The sequence below is a fragment of the Mycolicibacter sinensis genome (genome assembly GCF_001667945.1).
Classification (GTDB): Bacteria; Actinomycetota; Actinomycetes; order Mycobacteriales; family Mycobacteriaceae; genus Mycobacterium; species Mycobacterium sinense_B.
On record NZ_LZJK01000159.1, the window covers coordinates 69,244 to 86,207 of the forward strand.

Consider the following 16,964-nt stretch of genomic DNA (forward strand, 5'->3'; position numbering starts at 1 on the left):
ATGACGGTAGCGAACAACGACGTGGCGATCATCGGCGTCGGCCTGCACCCGTTCGGCCGGTTCGACAAGTCGGCGATGCAGATGGGCGCCGAGGCGATCCACACCGCCCTGGCCGACGCCGGAATCGAGTGGCGCGACATCCAATTCGGAGTCGGCGGCAGCTACGAGATCTCCAACCCGGACGCAGTGACGCGGCTGGTCGGGCTCACCGGGATCCCATTCACCAACGTGTTCAACGCCTGCGCGACGGCCGCGACCGCCACCCAGGTCTGTGCCGACAACATCCGGTCCGGCAAGTACGACATCGGGATCGCGATCGGCATGGACAAGCACCCTCGCGGGGCGTTCACCGATGATCCGGCCAAGCTGGCCCTGCCGGCCTGGTACGCCGAGAACGGCCAGTTCGTCACCACGAAGTTCTTCGGCATGAAGGCCAACCGCTACCTGCACAAGCACAACATCTCCCAGGCGACGCTGGCCAAGGTGGCTGCGAAGAACTTCCGCAACGGAGCGTTGAACCCGAATGCCTTCCGGCGCAAGCCGATACCTGAGGACGTCATCCTCAATTCGACGGTGCTGAACTACCCGCTGACGCAGTACATGTTCTGCGCTCCCGATGAGGGCGCCGCCGCGGTCATCATGTGCCGCGGCGACATCGCCCACCGCTACACCGACAAGCCGGTGTACCTGCAGGCCACCGAGATCCGCACCCGCACCTACGGCGCCTACGAGGTGCACGGGACGTCGGCGCCGATCGAGGAAGACGTCGCGCCCACGGTCTATGCGGCCCGCGCCGCGTTCGAAAAGGCCGGGGTAGCACCCGAAGACGTCGACGTGGTCCAACTGCAGGACACCGATGCCGGCGCCGAGGTCATCCACATGGCCGAATGCGGCTTCTGCGCCGACGGTGACCAGGAGAAGCTGCTCGCCGACGGGGCCACCGAGATCTCCGGTTCGCTGCCGGTCAACACCGATGGCGGGCTGATCGCCAACGGCGAGCCGATCGGCGCGTCCGGGCTGCGCCAGCTGCACGAGCTGGTGCGCCAGCTGCGCGGCCAGGCCGGTGAGCGCCAGGTGCCGGGCGAACCCAAGGTGGGCTTCGCGCAGGTCTACGGGGCGCCGGGGACCGCGTCGGCGACGATCGTCACGGTCTGAGCCGCCGCGGCTAAGCCAGTGCCATGCGCATGTGCTAGGGCGACGACGGCTTGCTCGCACCGGCCCACATGGCGGGCGCGGTGCTACGCACCCTTCACAAAGCCGTACTGCGCAAGCTACGACGGTCGGTGTGTCGCTGTTGCCGTGGAACGCTCGGCGGCCGTGGTCACCGTCGACCACCGCTTGGCCGATGCCGCGGACCAGCTCGGTATCCCGGTCGCGATCACCCTGCTCCAATAACGAAGCGGTCGACACGAAAGAACGCCGGTCACTCCCCCAACCCCGGCGGCGGCCGGTAGTCCGGCTCGTACCCGGCGACACGAATCGGGCTGCCCACCAACCGGAAATCGCCGGCCGCCACGATCGCGTGGGTGTATTCCTTGAGCGCCTCGGGCAGGGTGCGCACGGCGGCCGCCGGGATGCCCAGCGGCCGCAGCCGCCGTTCCCAGCCGGCCGCGGTGTCGCATGCCAGCGCGGCGGTGACCACGGCGAGCACTTCGTCGCGCCGCGCCACGCGCTCGGACATGGTCGCGAAGCCGTCGATACCCGCTTCGCCCGCGAAGGCCTTCCAGAACCCGTCATGGGTGACGAACAGCGCCAGATAACCCTCGGCCGTCGGAAAGAGCTGAGCCGGAACGTAATAGGAGTGCGCACCGTGCGGATGACGTTGCGGCTCGACGCCGTCGTTGAGGTAGGCCGACGCACGGTAGTTCAGTTGGGACAGCATCACGTCGAGCAACGAGACCTCGACCTGGCCGCCGCGGCCGCCGACGATCTGGGCCAGCAGGCCCAGGGCGGCCGCCAGCCCGGTGGAGTTGTCGGCCGATGAGTAGCCCGGCAGCGTGGGCGGCCCGTCCGGGTCGCCGGTCATCGCGGCTATCCCGGTGGCCGCCTGAATCACGTAGTCGAAGGCCGGCTCGTCACCGCCGTCCAGCCCGAATCCGGTCAGCGCGACACAGACGATCCGCGGATTGAAACGCTTCAACGCGTCATAGGTCAAACCCAAACGGCGGATCACCGAGGGCTTCATATTCACCAGCAGCGCATGCGATTCCGCGACCAGCTCCCCCAGCTTCGCCTGCCCGGCCTCGGACGTCAGGTCCAAGGTGATGCTGCGCTTGTTGCGGTTGAGGCTGGCGAAGTAGCTCGGGCCGACCTGGCGGGAGATCTCTCCACCCGGCGGTTCGATCTTGATGACCTCGGCGCCGAGGTCGGCCAGCAGCATGGTCGCGTACGGGCCGGCCAGCATCACTCCCACTTCGAGGATGCGAATCCCCGACAGCGGTCCGCTCACTTAAATCTCCTTGGCAAGCTCGGCGATCACCTCGCGGGTGCGGCGCTTGGAGGCGATCAGTTCGTCGCGAGTCTCCCCGATCGGCAACAACCGCACCGACAGGTCGGTCACCCCGGCGTCGGCGAACTGCTTGAACCGCTTGAGGATTGATTCCTCATCGCCGGCCGCGCACAGGTCGCCGACATCGCGTGCCGAACCGCGGTCGAGCAGCCGCTGATAGTTCGGCGAGGTCTCGGCCTCGGCCAGGATGCGGTTGGCGCGCTGTTTGGCGGTCTCGATCTCGGCGTTGGCACACAAGGTCACCGGAATGCCGGCGACGATGCGCGGCGCGGGTTTGCCCGCTTCGGCCGCGGCCTTGTTGATCTTCGGCGCGATGTGCTCGGCGATCGCCTTCTCATCGGCCATCCACAGCGAGGTGCCGTCGGCGTGCTCGCCGGCGATCTGCAGCATCACCGGGCCGAGTGCGGCCACCAGCACCGGCATCTTGGGCTCGGCCCCGAGCGCGGTCGGGTTGTGCACGGTGAAGGTGTCGTTCTCGACGTCCACCGGCCCCGGGCCGGCGAGGGCGGCGCCCAGCACCTGCAGGTAGTCGCGGGTGTAGGCGGCCGGCTTGTCATAGGGCAGGCCCAGCATGTCCCGGATGATCCAGTGGTGCGACGGCCCCACGCCCAGCGCCAGCCGGCCGCCGGAGATGGCGTTCACCGAAAGGGCTTGGCGGGCAAGCGCAATCGGGTGCTGAGCCTGCAGCGGCACCACGGCGGTGCCCAGCTCGATCCGGGTGCTGTGGCAGGCCATCAGCGCCACCATGGTCATCAGATCGAAATCGTCGGGCACCTGTGGCATCCAGGCGGTGTCCAGCCCGGCGCCGTCAGCCCACTCGATGTCGGCGATCAGCTTTTTGACCTTGCGCGCCATGTCGCCGCGCTCGGCCCCGATCATCACGCCCAGTCGCATATCAGTTCGCCTCCGCTTGCCCGATGACCTCCCGGACCCCGGTCACCAGGTCGTCCAGCGAGGTTCCGGTGGGAAAGACCGCCGCGGCGCCCAGCGACAGCAGCTTGGGCACGTCGGACTGCGGGATGGTGCCCCCGACCACCACCGCGATGTCACCGCCGTCCGCGGCGCGCAGCGCGTCGACGATGCGGGCGGTCAGTGCGACGTGGGCGCCGGAGAGAATGCTCAGCCCGACCACCGCCACGTCCTCCTGCAGGGCGGTGGCGACGATGTCCTCGACGCGCTGCCGGATGCCGGTGTAGATGACCTCGAAGCCGGCGTCACGCAGGGTCCGCGCGACGATCTTGGCGCCGCGGTCGTGGCCGTCCAGGCCGGGCTTGGCGACCAGGACCCGGGCCGGGACCGGCACAGAAGAAGCGAGTGGAGAAGTCATCTAATACACCACCGGTTGCTGGAACTCGCCCCAGACCGACTTGAGCGCCGAGACCATCTCGCCCACTGTGCAGTAGGCGTTGGCGCAGTCGATCAGGGGATGCATGAGGTTGTCGTCGCCTTCGGCGGCGCGGGCCAGCGCGGCCAGCGTGGCGGCGACGTCGCCGGCGTTGCGCTCGGCCTTGACCCGGGCCAGCCGCTTGAGCTGGGTGTCGCGGCCCTCGGCGTCGAGCTCATAGGTGGCGATCTCCGGCGGCGGCTCGTCACTGGTGAACTTGTTGACGCCGACGACCGGGCGCTCGCCCGATTCGATCTCGTGGTGGATCTTGAACGCCTCGTCGGCGATCAGGCCCTGCAGGTAGCCGTCCTCGATGGCGCGCACCATGCCGCCGTGGCGCTCCAGGTCGTCCATGATCTCGATGATGCGTTCCTCGGTGGCGTCGGTGAGCGCCTCGACGAAGTAGGAGCCGCCGAGCGGATCGGCTACCCGGGTCACCCCGGTTTCGTAGGCCAGGATCTGCTGGGTGCGCAGGGCCAGCGTCGCGGACTCCTCGCTGGGCAGCGCGAACGGCTCGTCCCAGGCCGCGGTGAACATCGACTGCACCCCGCCCAATACCGCGGCCAGTGACTCGTAGGCCACCCGCACCAGGTTGTTCTGCGCCTGGGGCGCGAACAGCGACGCCCCACCGGCCACGCAACCGAACCGGAACATCGACGCCTTGTCGGAGTCGGCGCCGTAGCGCTCCCGCACGATGGTGGCCCAGCGGCGCCGTCCGGCGCGGTACTTGGCGACCTCCTCGAAGAAGTCGCCGTGGGTGTAGAAGAAGAACGAGACCTGCGGGGCGAACTGGTCGATGGTCATCCGCCCGCGTTCCACCACGGTGTCGCAGTAGGTGACACCGTCGGCGAGGGTGAACGCCATCTCCTGCACGGCGTTGGCGCCCGCGTCGCGAAAGTGCGCACCGGCCACCGAGATCGCGTTGAAGCGCGGCACTTCGGCGGCGCAGAACTCGATGGTGTCGGCGATCAGCCGCAGTGACGGCTCCGGCGGCCAGATCCAGGTGCCACGCGACGCGTACTCCTTGAGGATGTCGTTCTGGATCGTGCCGGTGAGCTTGGCCCGGGGCACGCCCTTGCGCTCGGCGGCGGCGACGTAGAACGCGAGCAGGATCGCCGCCGTCCCGTTGATGGTGAAGCTGGTGCTGATCTTGTCCAGCGGGATCGAGTCGAACAGGATCTCGGCGTCGGCCAGCGTGTCCACCGCCACCCCGACCCGGCCGACCTCCTCACCGACCTCGGGATCGTCGGAGTCGTACCCGCACTGGGTGGGCAGGTCCAGCGCGACCGACAGGCCGGTGCCGCCCTGGTCCAGCAGGTAGCGGTAGCGCCGGTTGGACTCCTCGGCGGTGCCGAACCCGGAGTACTGCCGGAAGGTCCACAGCCGGCCGCGGTAGCCGGACGCGAAGTTGCCCCGGGTGAACGGATACGTCCCGGGCGCCGGCGGCTCTTCGCGCCGGTCGTCCGGCCCGTACACCGGTTTCAGGGGGATTCCCGAGGAGGTCTGCACTGGGTCGCTCATCGATGGATACGGTACTTGCAAAAAATGAGAATGCCAATACCACTTATGTCACATGGCCGGGTCGCAGCGGCTATCCGGCCAGGTTGAAGTTGCCGCTGGCGCCGTAGACCGACAGCGAGACCAGCAGCGTCACCGACACGACGACGACCAGCGACGTGCGCACCGCGTTCCCGACCGCGACCCCCACCCCGGCGGGGCCGCCGGCGGCGAAATAGCCGAAATAGGTGTGGATCAGCAAGATGGTGACCGCCATCAGGAAGGCCTGCAGGAAGGACCACAGCAGGTCGATGGGGTTGAGGAACGTGCGGAAATAGTGGTCGTACAAGCCGGCCGACTGCCCGAAGAGAAACACCGTGGTGAATCGGCTGGCGAGGAACGACAGGATCACCGCGATGGAGTACAGCGGGGTGATGGCCACCAGTCCGGCGACGATGCGGGTGCTGACCAGATAGGCGATCGGGCGAATCGCCATCGACTCCAGCGCGTCGATCTCCTCGTTGATCCGCATCGCGCCCAGCTGCGCGGTCACCCCGGCGCCGAAGGTGGCCGCCAACCCGATCCCGGCGACCACCGGGGCCGAGATGCGGACGTTGATGAACGCCGCCAGGAAGCCGGTCAGCGCCTCGATGCCGATGTTGCCCAGCGAGCTGTAGCCCTGCACCGCCAGGGTGCCGCCGGCCGCCAGGGTCAAGAACCCGACGATCACCACGGTGCCGCCGATCATCGCCAGGGTCCCGGTGCCCATGCTGATCTCGGCGATCAGCCGGACGACCTCACGGCGGTAATGGGTGAATGCGAACGGCGCGGTGGCGATCGCCCGGCCGTAGAACAGGGTGTGGTCACCGAGCCGGCCCAGCGCGGCGATGGGTCGCCGAACCTGCCGGGTCACGCCCGGATAGACCGCCTGCAGGGCCCGCAGCGCCACGGCTCAGCGCGCCGTCATCTTGATGCCGATCGCCGTGACGACCACGTTGACCACGAACAACGACATGAACGCGTACACCACGGTTTCGTTCACCGCGTTGCCGACGGCCTTGGCGCCGCCGCCGGAGATGGTCAGGCCGCGGTAGCAGGCGACAATGCCGGCGATCAGGCCGAACAGCGCCGCTTTGACGCAGGAGATGATCAGCTCGGGCACACCGGTCAGCAGCGTGATGCCCGCCGCGAATGCACCGGGGTTGACGTCTTGCACGAACACCGAGAAGACGTAGCCGCCGAGGATGCCGATGATCACGACCAGACTGTTGAGCAGCAACGCCACCAGCCCGGCCGCCAACATGCGCGGGGTCACCAGCCGCTGCACCGGGTTGATGCCCAGCACCTCCATGGCGTCGATCTCTTCGCGGATCGTGCGGGAGCCCAGGTCGGCGCACATCGCGGTGGCACCGGCGCCGGCGACGATCAACACCGTCACCATCGGCCCGACCTGGGTGACCGCGCCAAACGCCGCGCCGGCCCCGGACAGGTCCGCAGCACCGAGCTCACGCAGCAGGATGTTCAGGATGAAGCTGACCAGGACGGTGAACGGGATGGCCACCAGCAACGTGGGCGCCAGCGAGACCCGGGCGACGAACCAGGACTGCTCAAGGAATTCGCGGGCCTGAAACGGGCGCCGGAACATGAACTTCACCGCGTCGACGGTCATGCTGAAAAGCCCGCCGATCGCCTGCATCGGCTCGGCCAAGCGCCCGACCGCCAGCTGCGGGGACCGCGGAATCAGCTCCTTCATCCCCATAGCGGCAGGCTCCTTCAGCACACTGGCGACACGACGCGAGTGGATCCTATCCGATTCCTGGTTTGTGCGATAGCAGCTTCTGATTTTCGTGCACACGCATTCTCATTTGAAGCAAACGACGCAGCTACAGCCGTCCGTCGAGCCGTAACGCCGGGTGCACCCACTCCGGCGACCTGCGCTCCTTGAACGCCCGGAAGCCTTCGACGGCCTCCGGCGCGCCCAGGCTGGTGCTCATCCCGATCCGGTCGAACAGACCCAGATACGCGTCCAGGCTCGACTTGACCACCGCCCGCGCGGCCGGCGCGGTCCGGCAGCACTGCGCCAGCACCTCGCGGGCGGCGTCGGGCAGGTCGTCATGCGGGACCACACGTGCCACCATGCCCCACGCGAGCGCTTCCTGCGCGGCGAAGGTGCGGCCGGTGAACATCAGGTCACGGGTTCGCACCGGCCCGACCACCCGGGCCAGCATCTGGCTGTAGTAGGTGTCGGCGATGCCGCGGAACAGCTCGGGAACCCGAAAGGTCGCCCGGTCGCTGACCACGGCGACGTCGCTGCACAGGGCGATCTGCAGGCCGCCGCCCTGGCACAGTCCGTTGACCGCCGAGACGATCGGTTTGACCGAGCTGCGCAGGGCGTCGAAGGGGGTGACGTCCATGCCCAGCGCGGAGCCGAACGTGATCCAGTCATCCGCACCGCCGCCGCCCATGTCCCCGCCCGGGGCGAACACGTCACCGGTGCCGGTGATCAACAGCCCGGCCAGGTCCGGGTCGGCGTTGACCCGGCCCACCGCGTAGCGAATACCGAAGTACATCGCCGGGGTCATCGCGTTACGGGCCTCGGGGCGGTCCAGGGTGCACACCGCGATCGGCCCCTCCCGCCGGAACTTCAGGAACGGGGTTCCGAGCCAGTCGCCTTCGGGCGGTCGCGGTGACTCAGCATTCATGTGCACAGACCTCTCCCACCAGCTCCAGCGTGCCCAGGTCCCGGATCGCCTGACAGGCACGCCGCAACATGGTGACGAACATGTCGTCGCCGCGGTCGGTGCCGGTCGCGAAGACCAGCCCGAGCGCACAGATCAGCGGAGCCTGCAGCATCCCGAACCGGTAGTCCTGCCAACAGGTTTCCCAGTCATAAGCGGTCACACCGTAGCCCAGCAACGCGGCGTGATACGCGGCGACCAGGTCGGCCTCGATCGCCGAGCGCAGCTCGGGCGCCAGGCTGGTGGCGGTGAAGAACGCCAGATCCCGGGCCGGCAGGCCCACGCCCAAGGTCTGCCAGTCGACCACCCAGATCTGCTCACCGTCGGGGCTGAACAGCATGTTGTCCAGCCGGTAGTCGCCGTGGATCAGCGCGAACCGGCCCAGCGGCGCGGACACCCAGGGCGTGATCAGGCCCAGTGCATCCGTCAACGTCGCACAGTCGGCAGGCCCGAGTCGCGCGCCGAGCCGCTCGACGGTGGCCTCGGCGCACATCCGGGCGATGTCGCCCATGCCCTTGGCGCCCGCCTCGTCCAGCTGGGTCATCGCCAGGCCGGGGAACGTCAGCCACTGCTCGTCGCACCAGGTGGGGGCGTGCAGCCCGGCCAGCGCGGTCACCGCCAGCCGCGCCTGCCGCTCATCGCAGCCGGCGATCTGGTCGCCTTGGGCTGCAGGCGCCCGGTCGGCGAGCAGCAGGGCGTACTCGGTTGCGTCAGCATTGATTTCGCAGTGGAAGCACTGCGGTACCGGTATCCGGACGCGATCGGCGACGTCAGCGTAGAAGGCACACTCACTGCGATAGCCCAGGACGACGCGGTCACGGACCGCGTCGTCGCCGGCCGGCAGCTTGATCACGAAGGTGCCGGGCAGGCCGTCGGGAGTGCCGGCGTAGGTGGCCGACACCCGGTAGGTGGCGCCGGTCTGTCCGGTGCCGACCGGCACGACGTCGACCGCGGTCACCTCGACGCCGACGGCAGCCGAGAGCCACGCGCTGGTGACATCCTGCGGATGCCGCGGGATGCGGCGGTTCATCGAGGACGCTCCGGCGCAACGGAACTCATCGCTGCGATGCTCCGGGCGGCCATGCCGCGTGACGCTACAGTAACAATTTCAGTATGGTCAACGAATGAGGTCCGGTAGATGACGAACGGCTGGCAGGACACGCTGGAAGACCTGGACCGGCGGCGCCGGCACACCCAGGCGATGGGCGGCGCCGAGCGGCTGGCCAAGCACCGCGCCAAGGGCAAGCTCGACGCGCGGGCCCGCATCGAGCACCTGCTCGACCGGGGAACGTTCCGTGAGTTGGGCACCATGGTCGGCGGGGAGATCGCCGCCGACGGCATCGTGGTCGGCTCCGGTGAGATCAACGGCTCCCCGGTGATGGTGGGCGCCGAGGATTTCACCACACTGGCGGGCAGCATCGGCCCCGGCGGCAACGCCAAGCGCTACCGGATCGCCGAACTGGCGCTGCGCGACAAGATCCCGCTGGTGATGCTGCTCGAAGGCGCCGGCTTCCGGCCCACCGGTGAGCATTACGGGCGTACCCCCACCGACCTGCTCGCGCAGGCGCAGTGCTCGGGGAAGGTGCCGACCGTCGCCGCGGTACTGGGCCCGTCGGCCGGCCACGGGGCCCTGGTGGGGCCGGTCTGCGACTTCCGGATCATGAGCCCGCAGGGTGCGATCTTCACCGCCGGGCCTCCGGTGGTCAAAGAGTCGACGGGCGAAGACATCTCGAAGGAGGACCTGGGCGGTCCCGAGGTCGCCCTGCACAGCGGCGTGATCCACAACTTGGCCGCCGACGACGCGGCGGTGCTCGACGACATCCGCCGCTACCTGTCCTACTTCCCGTCGAGCGCCTGGTCGTATCCGCCGGCGTCACCGGCCGGCCCGGCCGCCGCGTCGCGGCCGACCCCGGAGCTGCTCGACATCGTCTCGCGCGACAACCGTCGCGTCTATGACATGCGCGCGGTGCTCGACGTCATCTTCGATGCGCCCGACTGGTTCGAGGTGCAGCCGCGGTTCGGGCCCGCGATCATCTGCGCGCTGGCTCATCTGGGCGGCCATCCGGTGGCGGTGGTGGCCAATCAGCCGCAGGTGCTGGCCGGCTCGATCGACGCCGACGCCGCGGACAAGGCCGCCCACTTCATCATGGTGGCCGATTCATTCCATTTGCCGATCGTGTTCCTGGCCGACAATCCCGGCATGCTGCCGGGCAGCCGTTCGGAGCGCAGCGGTGTGCTGCGGGCCGGCGCCCGGATGTTCGCCGCCCAGACCGCGGCCAGCACCCTGAAACTGCATCTGACCCTGCGCAAGGCCTACGGCTTCGGTTCCATGGTGATGTCGTTGCTCGGGTTCGACGCCCAGGTCGCGACGTTCGCCTATCCGGGGGCGACGATGGGGGCGATGAGTGCGGCCGCGCTCAGCGCCGCCTCGCACGCCGGGGAGGACCTGGCGGCCAAGCTGCGCGACACCGAGTTGCAGGCGTCCTATCACTCCGCCAAACAGCTCGGCTTCGATGAGCTCATCGACCCGCGCGAGACCCGCGATGCGCTGCTTTCCGCCCTGCGGCGTGGTCTGCGTAGCCGGCAGGCGGTCGCCGAGCCGGTGACCCGAACCGTCATCATGCCCTGATGAGCACTCTGCGCGAAGCGCTCCTGGGCGGCTGGGAGCTGTCGTCGTTCAGTTCCGTTGACACGGCCAGCGGCGTGGTCACCCATCCGTTCGGTGCGGCCCCACGCGGTTTGATCCTCTACACCGCCGACGGCTACATGTCGGCGCAACTGACCGACGGCTCCGGGAGCTACATCGCCTACGGCGGGAGGTTTCGCGTCGACGAGGACACCGCGACGGTGCTTCACGAGGTGAGCGTGTCGATGCTGCCGGAGCTACTGGCCTCCCCGCAGCTACGCCGCGCCACCGTGGACGGTGATCGGCTGACCTTGTCGGCGACGACCACCAATTCAGGTGTGACCAGCCACAGCACGCTGGTCTGGGTCAGACGTCGATGATGACCTTGCCGATGGCCTTGCGGTCGGCCACATAGCGCAGCGCCGCGGCGGTGTCGGCGAGCGGGAAGCGGGCACCGATGTAGGGGCTGACCCGGCCGTCGGCGAACAGCTGCGCGAGCTCGGCGAGATCGCGCTCGTTCTGCTCGGGGTAGTCGGTGGCGAAGGTCCGGATCTCCATGCCCTGCACCGTGATGCCCTTGAGCATCACCAGGTTCAGCGGGATCGCCGGGATCGCCCCGGCGGCGTAGCCGAGGGTGACGAAGCGCCCGCCGCGGCCCAGGCTGCGCAGCGCCGGTTCGGCGTAGGGTCCCCCGACCGGGTCGAGCACCGCGCGGGCGCCGTCGCCGGTGATCGCGCGGATCCGCTCCTTGAGGTCCTCGCGGTCGTAGTCGACCACGGCTTCGGCGCCGCGTTGGGTGCACACCGTGAGCTTCTCCGGGCTGGACGCGGCGGCCAGTACCCGCGCCCCCAGCGCCACCCCCAGATCGACCGCGGCCAGCCCGACCCCGCCGGCCGCCCCGAGTACCACCACCCAATCGCCTTCGTCCACTTGGGCGACCGAGCGCAGCGCGTGATAGGCGGTGCGGTAGGTGACGCCGAACCCGGCCGCCGCGGCATAGTCGACGCCGTCGGGTATCGCGCTGACCGCCGCGGCGGGCAACAGCGCCTGCTCGGCGAAGCCACCCACGAACGAGGTGCCCACCACCCGGTCGCCGGGGACGAAGGGCACCCCGTCACCGGCGGCGATCACATCACCGGCCAGTTCGCTGCCGGGCGTGAAAGGGGTCGGGATCTTCAGCTGGTATTTGCCGTCGATCAGCAGCACGTCGGGGAAGTTGACCGCCGCGGCCCGCACCCGCACCACCATCGTGCCGGGGCCGGGCGTGGGGTCGGGAAGTTCTTGAAGCACCAGGTCTTCCGGCGGTCCGTACCGTTGGCAGACGATCGCGCGCATCAGACTCCCAGTCCTCGTAGGCAGAACGCCACCAGATGATCGACGTCGGCGCGCTTGGGCTGGGCGCTGCCGCCCAGGTAGCGGCGCATGGTGGCCAGCGTGCAGGTGAAGACGGTGTCCGCGTCCCGCCCCGGGTCGGAACCGCCCAGCGCCGCCACCGGTTCGGTGAGCAGATCGCGCAGCGGGCGCAGGATTTCGTCGTCGGAGACCCCGGCGGCCGTCAGCTGGGTGCTGGCCGCGCGGCTCATGCTCAACAGGTGGGGGTCGGACACCTGCGCCACCGTACCGCGTATCCACCGCTCCACCTGACCGGCCGGGGTGGTCTCCTTGGCCAACTGGTGCTGCAGATAGGACACGACGATCGCGACACCGCGCTCCATCACCGCCTGGAAGAGTTCGTCTTTGCCGGTGAAGTACCGGTAGAACGCCTTGTTCGACGATCCGGCCTCGGCGACGATGTCGGATACCCGCGGCTCGTCGGGGGCGACCCGCTCCAGCACCGTCACGGCGGCCGCCAGGATGCGTTCCACCTCGGCGGTGGCCTGCTGCTGGCGCAGGTCGAGTGCCCGGTGTACGGCGGCATCGACCCGGGTGCTCACGTCCGGGGCACCGCGGGAATGTGCTCGACCAGATCGCCGTACTTGGCGCGGGCGGCCTCGATGCGGTTGTCCAGGAATTCGCTGGGCCATTCCGGGTCCTCGGCCTCGTAGCCTTTGAGCAGCAGCCGGGCCAGGTTCACCTTGTGCGCCTCGGTGGGCCCGTCGGCCAACCCGAGCGCCACCCCACCCAGCAACACCCCGGCCAGCGGCAGCTGTTCGGTCAGGCCCATCGCGCCGTGAACCTGGATGGCGCGCAGCCCGATTGACTTGAGTACCTGCGACGCCAGGATCTTGCACACCGCGATCTCGGCGCGGGCCGCGTGCTCGCCGGCGGTGTCGATCAGCCAGGCGGCGTGCAACACCGTCAACCGGAACGGGATCAGCTCGGCATACGAGTCGGCGATGAACTGCTGCACCAGCTGCTTGTCGGCCAGTGAACTTCCTTGCGTGAATCGGCTTTTCGCGCGCCGGGCCATCATGTCGATGGCGCGCTGAGCCACCCCGATCGAGCGCATGGCGTGGTGCAGCCGCCCCCCGGCCAGCCGATTCTGCAGGATCAGGAAGCCTTGCCCCGGTTCCCCGAGGATCGCGTCAGCCGGCACCCGCACATCGTCGTAACGCACCAGCGAGTGCCCTGCCTCATGCGGATGCGAACCCACCAGGTGGTGGGTGGCTTCGATGACCAGACCCGGTGTGCCGGCCGGGATCAGGAACGTTGACGCGCCGCGGTGCACCGGTACGTCGGGATCGGTGATAGCCACCACGATGAAGAACGACGCGACCGAAGCGTTGGAGGAGAAGTACTTTCGCCCGGTGATCACCCACTCCTCGCCGTCCTTGACGGCCCGGGTGGTGAATACCCGCGGATCGGCACCGCCCTGCGGTTCGGTCATCGAGAAGCACGAGAAGATCTCTCCGGACAGCAGCCCGGCCAGATACTTGTCCTTCTGATCGGCGGTGCCGAAGCGGGCCAGGATCTCGGCGTTGCCCGTGTCGGGAGCCTGGGTGCCGAAGACGATCGGTGCCCAGCTGGTCCGGCCCAGGATCTCGTTGATCAGGGCCAGCTTGACCGCCCCGAAGCCCTGACCGCCGAGTTCGGGACCCAGATGCGGAGCCCACAGGCCCTGCTCGCGCACCCGGTCTTTGAGCGGATCGACGATCCGGCGGCGCTCGTCGTCGAGCGGCAGGTATTCGCAGCCGGGGAACAGCACCTCGAGCGGTTCCACCTCGTCGCGGACAAACTGCCGGATCCAGTCCAGCTTCGCCTGAAACTCCGGTTCGGTGGAGAAATCCCATGCCATGTCCACGTCCTCCTGTTAGGGAATGCCACCGTCGGCGCGCACGATCGAGCCGGTGGTGTAGCTGGATGCATCCGACATCAAAAACAGTGCCGCGCCGACGATTTCACGCGGCTCTCCGGCCCGCTGCAAGGCGAAGTGCCCGAACGGGTTCTTGCCGCCCTCGAAGCTCCACGCCGCGGCGATGTCGGTGAGAAACGGCCCGGGCATCAGCGTATTGACCCGCACCGTCGGGCCGAACGCGTGCGCGAGTGCCTCGGTCATGGCGTTGAGCCCGGCCTTGGCCGCGGCATAGGGGACGAAGGACGGGTGTGGGCGCAGTGAGCCGTGCGTGCTGACGTTGATGATCGAGCCGCGGCCGTCGGCCACCATCCGTTCGCCGATCAGCGCCGAGAGCCGAAACGGTCCCTTGAGGTTGAGGTTGACCACCGCGTCGAACATCTTCTCGGTGACGTCGGTCTGCTTGTCGTACACCGGCGACATGCCGGCGTTGTTCACCAGCACGTCGACCCGGCCGAACCGTTGATAGGCCGCGTCGACCAGGCCGTCGAGCTGATCCCAGCGCCCGACGTGCACGGCGTAAGGCAGTGCGCTGCGGCCGGTCTCGGCCTCGATCTGCGCGGCGGCGGCCCGGCAGGCGTCGAGTTTGCGGCTGGCGATCACCACGTCGGCGCCGCAGCGCGCGGCCGCCAGCGCCATCTGGTGGCCCAGGCCGCGGCTGCCGCCGGTGACCAGCACCACCCGGTCGGTCAAGTCGAACAGCCCGTCGGCGTAACCCATGTCAGCAGCCCGTCGACGAACGGGCCAACTCGGCCGCGGTGGCGATCAGCTGCGGGATCATCGGGCCCATCGCCGCCGCGATCTCCGGATCGACCTGAGAGCTGGTCACCGAAGCAGCGTAAGTCTTTTCCAGCACGATTCCGAGCTTCCAGTTGGCCAGCACCAGGTAGTAGTCGATGTTGTCTGTCGACAACCCGCTCACCTGCTCGTAGCGTTCCAGCAGCTCGGTGCGGGTCGGCATGCCGGCCAGGTCGGCGTAATAACCCTGGGTGCGCGGGTTTTCGCCGTCGTAGCCCAGCAGCGCCCAGGCCAGGTCCAGCAGCGGATCGCCGATGGTGGTCATCTCCCAGTCGATGATCGCGACCAGCTTCGCCGGGGCACCGTGGCCGTACATCACGTTGGCGAACTGGTAGTCGCCGTGCATGATCCCCGGGGTGTAGCGCTCAGGACGGTTGCGCCGCAGCCAGTCCGACGCCTCGTCCAGGCCGGGCAACTCGCGCACCCGGTAGCGGTCCAGGAACGCCAGCCAGCGGTCGACCTGGCGCTCATGGAAGCCGTCCGGGCGGCCGAAGCCCTGTAGGCCGCGGGCGCGCCAGTCCACCCGGCCCAGCTTGGCGGCGCCCTCGACCAACTCGAAGGCCAGGCCGCGGCGGGCGGTCAGGTCGGTGTCGAACGGGGCCGGCCAGGCGTTGCCGGTGGAGTTCCAGCCGTCCACCTCGGCCATCACGTAGCACGGCATGCCGAGCAGATCGCCGGTGTCGTCGGCGGCGATCAGCTCCGCGTGCGGGACATCGGTTCCCGACAGCGCCCGCACCAGGCGGATCTCGCGGCGCAGGCCGTCGATCCGGGCGGCATCGGCCCGCGTGCCCGGCATCCGCAGCACCATGGTGGCCTCGCCGCGGCGCAGCCGGTAGAGGGTGTTCTGGGAGCCGCCGGTCAGTGCTTCCAATAACGGCTCTTCACCGTTGCCGGGGGCACCGTTGGCGTCGAGCCAGCGTCCCAATGCCGCCGCGTCGAGCCGAGGATCCTGCACACCACCCATCGCCTGCACCTTTCAATCTCCCTACGGAGAATACCGTTCTCCGCGGGAAAGGGAAGGGTCCGGCGGGGCCGATCCGGGAGATCTGCCGCTCGGGCGTGCGCCTTCTCGGCCGACGCCACGGAGTATCGGCCGGGGACGCGCGGACTCGCGCTAAGGAATGAGCACCTCGGAGATCGGAGCGCCGGTGGCGATCTTGGCCCGCGCGCCCATCACCTTGCCGGGCCGGCCGGCGCCGACGACACCGACCAGCACGCCGTCGCGCTCGTAGTAGGCCAGGAACTTGTGACCATCGTCTTCGACCAGGTGCACGGTGTCGGTAGCCTGCGGCTCGCCCAGGCACTGGATCTTGACGTCGTACTGGTCGCTCCAGAAGTACGGCGGCACCGCCACGTCGTGCAGGGACTCGCGGCCCAGCATGGTCGGCACCATGACTCGGACCTGGGTGACCACGTTGCTCCAGTGCTCCACCCGCGTCTCGTGCCCGCCCCGGCCGCGCCAGAACGCCACGTCGCCGACGGCCCACACGTTGGGCGCGCTGGTACGCCCGGTCAGATCGCACAGCACGCCGTTGTCGACATCGATGCCAGAGCCGCCCAGCCACTCGGTGGCCGGCCGCGAACCGACGCCGAGCACCACCAGGTCAGCGGGCAGCTCGGCACCGTCGGCGAGCACGACGGTCTCCACACGGCCGTCGCCGCGGACCTCGGCCACCCCCACGCCGCTACGCACGTCGACACCGTTGGCCCGGTGCAACCGGGCCACCAGTTCGCCGATCTGCTCACCGAGCACCGCAGCCAGCGGGGCCGGTTGCGGCTCGACCAGGACCACGTCCACGCCCAGCTTGCGCAGGCTGGCCGCCGCTTCGCAGCCGATGAAGCCGGCACCGATCACCACCGCACGGCGGGCGGCCGCGGCGTCGACACCGCAGCGCAGACGGTGGCCCTCGCCGACGGCACCGTGCTGCCCTACGACCAGCTCGTCATCGCCACCGGGCTGGTGCCGCGGCGCATCCCCAGCCTCGGCGAGCTCAACGGCATCCGGGTGGTCCGATCGTTCGACGACAGTCTGGTGCTGCGCGGCGACGCCGCGGCCGCCCGCCGTGCGGTGGTGATCGGTGCCGGCTTCATCGGCTGCGAAGCGGCGGCCAGCCTGCTCG

The 16,964-nt window shown here is 69.0% G+C and carries 16 protein-coding genes and 2 pseudogenes; 4 read left to right on the top strand and 14 right to left on the bottom strand.

Going from position 1 to position 16,964, the window contains the following annotated elements; genetic code table 11:
* Entirely contained in the window at positions 1 to 1,155 is a 1,155-nt protein-coding gene (locus tag A5694_RS21280) for a thiolase family protein (RefSeq protein ID WP_064924278.1), read from the top strand.
* A 268-nt stretch (positions 1,156 to 1,423) separates the two neighbouring features.
* Here A5694_RS21280 and A5694_RS21285 read toward each other — a convergent pair whose 3' ends face one another.
* From A5694_RS21285 to A5694_RS21320, 8 genes are all read right to left on the bottom strand, one after another.
* Entirely contained in the window at positions 1,424 to 2,449 is a 1,026-nt protein-coding gene (locus tag A5694_RS21285; RefSeq protein WP_082952791.1) for a CoA transferase, read from the bottom strand.
* Positions 2,450 to 3,403 (bottom strand): LLM class F420-dependent oxidoreductase, encoded by a 954-nt coding sequence (locus A5694_RS21290; RefSeq protein WP_064924279.1) that lies wholly within the window; start codon positions 3,401 to 3,403, stop codon positions 2,450 to 2,452.
* A gap of 1 nt (position 3,404) precedes the next feature.
* A complete protein-coding gene (locus A5694_RS21295; protein WP_064924280.1) occupies positions 3,405 to 3,836 on the bottom strand; it encodes a cobalamin B12-binding domain-containing protein in 432 nt (143 codons plus the stop codon).
* Positions 3,837 to 5,414 (bottom strand): methylmalonyl-CoA mutase family protein, encoded by a 1,578-nt coding sequence (locus A5694_RS21300; RefSeq protein WP_064924281.1) that lies wholly within the window; start codon positions 5,412 to 5,414, stop codon positions 3,837 to 3,839.
* Between the two features lie 70 nt (positions 5,415 to 5,484).
* Positions 5,485 to 6,339 carry an MlaE family ABC transporter permease gene (locus A5694_RS21305; RefSeq protein ID WP_064924282.1) on the bottom strand — a complete coding sequence of 285 codons (855 nt, stop codon included), beginning with the start codon at positions 6,337 to 6,339 and terminating at the stop codon, positions 5,485 to 5,487.
* A gap of 3 nt (positions 6,340 to 6,342) precedes the next feature.
* Positions 6,343 to 7,143: an MlaE family ABC transporter permease gene (locus tag A5694_RS21310; RefSeq protein WP_109535785.1), complete on the bottom strand. Its 801-nt coding sequence runs from the start codon at positions 7,141 to 7,143 to the stop codon at positions 6,343 to 6,345.
* Between the two features lie 130 nt (positions 7,144 to 7,273).
* A complete protein-coding gene (locus A5694_RS21315) occupies positions 7,274 to 8,092 on the bottom strand; it encodes an enoyl-CoA hydratase/isomerase family protein (protein ID WP_064924284.1) in 819 nt (272 codons plus the stop codon).
* Positions 8,082 to 9,158, bottom strand: coding sequence for a phosphotransferase family protein (locus tag A5694_RS21320; protein WP_064924285.1), 1,077 nt, complete (start codon positions 9,156 to 9,158; stop codon positions 8,082 to 8,084). The genes A5694_RS21315 and A5694_RS21320 overlap by 11 nt, the downstream gene beginning before the upstream one ends.
* Positions 9,159 to 9,266: 108 nt before the next feature.
* Between A5694_RS21320 and A5694_RS21325 the strand changes: the two genes are divergently transcribed.
* Together A5694_RS21325 and A5694_RS21330 are read left to right on the top strand one after the other, a co-directional pair.
* Positions 9,267 to 10,757 carry an acyl-CoA carboxylase subunit beta gene (locus A5694_RS21325; protein ID WP_064924286.1) on the top strand — a complete coding sequence of 497 codons (1,491 nt, stop codon included), beginning with the start codon at positions 9,267 to 9,269 and terminating at the stop codon, positions 10,755 to 10,757.
* Positions 10,757 to 11,134 (top strand): lipocalin-like domain-containing protein, encoded by a 378-nt coding sequence (locus A5694_RS21330; RefSeq protein WP_064924287.1) that lies wholly within the window; start codon positions 10,757 to 10,759, stop codon positions 11,132 to 11,134. Before A5694_RS21325 ends, A5694_RS21330 begins: the two co-directional genes overlap by 1 nt.
* On the opposite strand, the gene A5694_RS21335 is transcribed toward A5694_RS21330, so the two are convergent.
* The 6 genes and pseudogenes from A5694_RS21335 to A5694_RS21360 all read right to left on the bottom strand — a co-directional run.
* Positions 11,121 to 12,089, bottom strand: coding sequence for an NADPH:quinone oxidoreductase family protein (locus A5694_RS21335; protein ID WP_064924288.1), 969 nt, complete (start codon positions 12,087 to 12,089; stop codon positions 11,121 to 11,123). The genes A5694_RS21330 and A5694_RS21335 overlap by 14 nt on opposite strands.
* On the bottom strand, positions 12,089 to 12,688 hold the full coding sequence (locus tag A5694_RS21340) for a TetR/AcrR family transcriptional regulator (protein WP_064924289.1): 600 nt from the start codon (positions 12,686 to 12,688) through the stop codon (positions 12,089 to 12,091). Before A5694_RS21340 ends, A5694_RS21335 begins: the two co-directional genes overlap by 1 nt.
* On the bottom strand, positions 12,685 to 13,989 hold the full coding sequence (locus tag A5694_RS21345; RefSeq protein WP_064924303.1) for an acyl-CoA dehydrogenase family protein: 1,305 nt from the start codon (positions 13,987 to 13,989) through the stop codon (positions 12,685 to 12,687). The genes A5694_RS21340 and A5694_RS21345 overlap by 4 nt, the downstream gene beginning before the upstream one ends.
* A 15-nt stretch (positions 13,990 to 14,004) precedes the next feature.
* Entirely contained in the window at positions 14,005 to 14,766 is a 762-nt protein-coding gene (locus tag A5694_RS21350; protein ID WP_064924290.1) for an SDR family NAD(P)-dependent oxidoreductase, read from the bottom strand.
* Between the two features lies 1 nt (position 14,767).
* Positions 14,768 to 15,808: a phosphotransferase family protein gene (locus A5694_RS21355; RefSeq protein ID WP_064924304.1), complete on the bottom strand. Its 1,041-nt coding sequence runs from the start codon at positions 15,806 to 15,808 to the stop codon at positions 14,768 to 14,770.
* A 150-nt stretch (positions 15,809 to 15,958) separates the two neighbouring features.
* Positions 15,959 to 16,723: pseudogene (locus A5694_RS21360) on the bottom strand (NAD(P)/FAD-dependent oxidoreductase); the annotation flags it as partial.
* Here A5694_RS21360 and A5694_RS24815 point away from each other — a divergent pair.
* Positions 16,724 to 16,964 (top strand): annotated as a pseudogene (locus A5694_RS24815) (FAD-dependent oxidoreductase); the annotation flags it as partial.

Excerpts from the sequence above, each read along its gene's own strand:
- A5694_RS21350 (WP_064924290.1), bottom strand. The coding sequence starts at position 14,766 with ATGGGTTACGCCGACGGGCTGTTCGACTTGACCGACCGGGTGGTGCTG.
- A5694_RS21320 (WP_064924285.1), bottom strand. The coding sequence starts at position 9,158 with ATGAACCGCCGCATCCCGCGGCATCCGCAGGATGTCACCAGCGCGTGG.
- A5694_RS21310 (WP_109535785.1), bottom strand. The coding sequence starts at position 7,143 with ATGAAGGAGCTGATTCCGCGGTCCCCGCAGCTGGCGGTCGGGCGCTTG.
- A5694_RS21345 (WP_064924303.1), bottom strand. The coding sequence starts at position 13,989 with ATGGCATGGGATTTCTCCACCGAACCGGAGTTTCAGGCGAAGCTGGAC.
- A5694_RS21295 (WP_064924280.1), bottom strand. The coding sequence starts at position 3,836 with ATGACTTCTCCACTCGCTTCTTCTGTGCCGGTCCCGGCCCGGGTCCTG.
- A5694_RS21325 (WP_064924286.1), top strand. The coding sequence starts at position 9,267 with ATGACGAACGGCTGGCAGGACACGCTGGAAGACCTGGACCGGCGGCGC.
- A5694_RS21335 (WP_064924288.1), bottom strand. The coding sequence starts at position 12,089 with ATGCGCGCGATCGTCTGCCAACGGTACGGACCGCCGGAAGACCTGGTG.
- A5694_RS21300 (WP_064924281.1), bottom strand. The coding sequence starts at position 5,414 with ATGAGCGACCCAGTGCAGACCTCCTCGGGAATCCCCCTGAAACCGGTG.
- A5694_RS21280 (WP_064924278.1), top strand. The coding sequence starts at position 1 with ATGACGGTAGCGAACAACGACGTGGCGATCATCGGCGTCGGCCTGCAC.
- A5694_RS21290 (WP_064924279.1), bottom strand. The coding sequence starts at position 3,403 with ATGCGACTGGGCGTGATGATCGGGGCCGAGCGCGGCGACATGGCGCGC.
- A5694_RS21330 (WP_064924287.1), top strand. The coding sequence starts at position 10,757 with ATGAGCACTCTGCGCGAAGCGCTCCTGGGCGGCTGGGAGCTGTCGTCG.
- A5694_RS21355 (WP_064924304.1), bottom strand. The coding sequence starts at position 15,808 with ATGGGTGGTGTGCAGGATCCTCGGCTCGACGCGGCGGCATTGGGACGC.
- A5694_RS21315 (WP_064924284.1), bottom strand. The coding sequence starts at position 8,092 with ATGAATGCTGAGTCACCGCGACCGCCCGAAGGCGACTGGCTCGGAACC.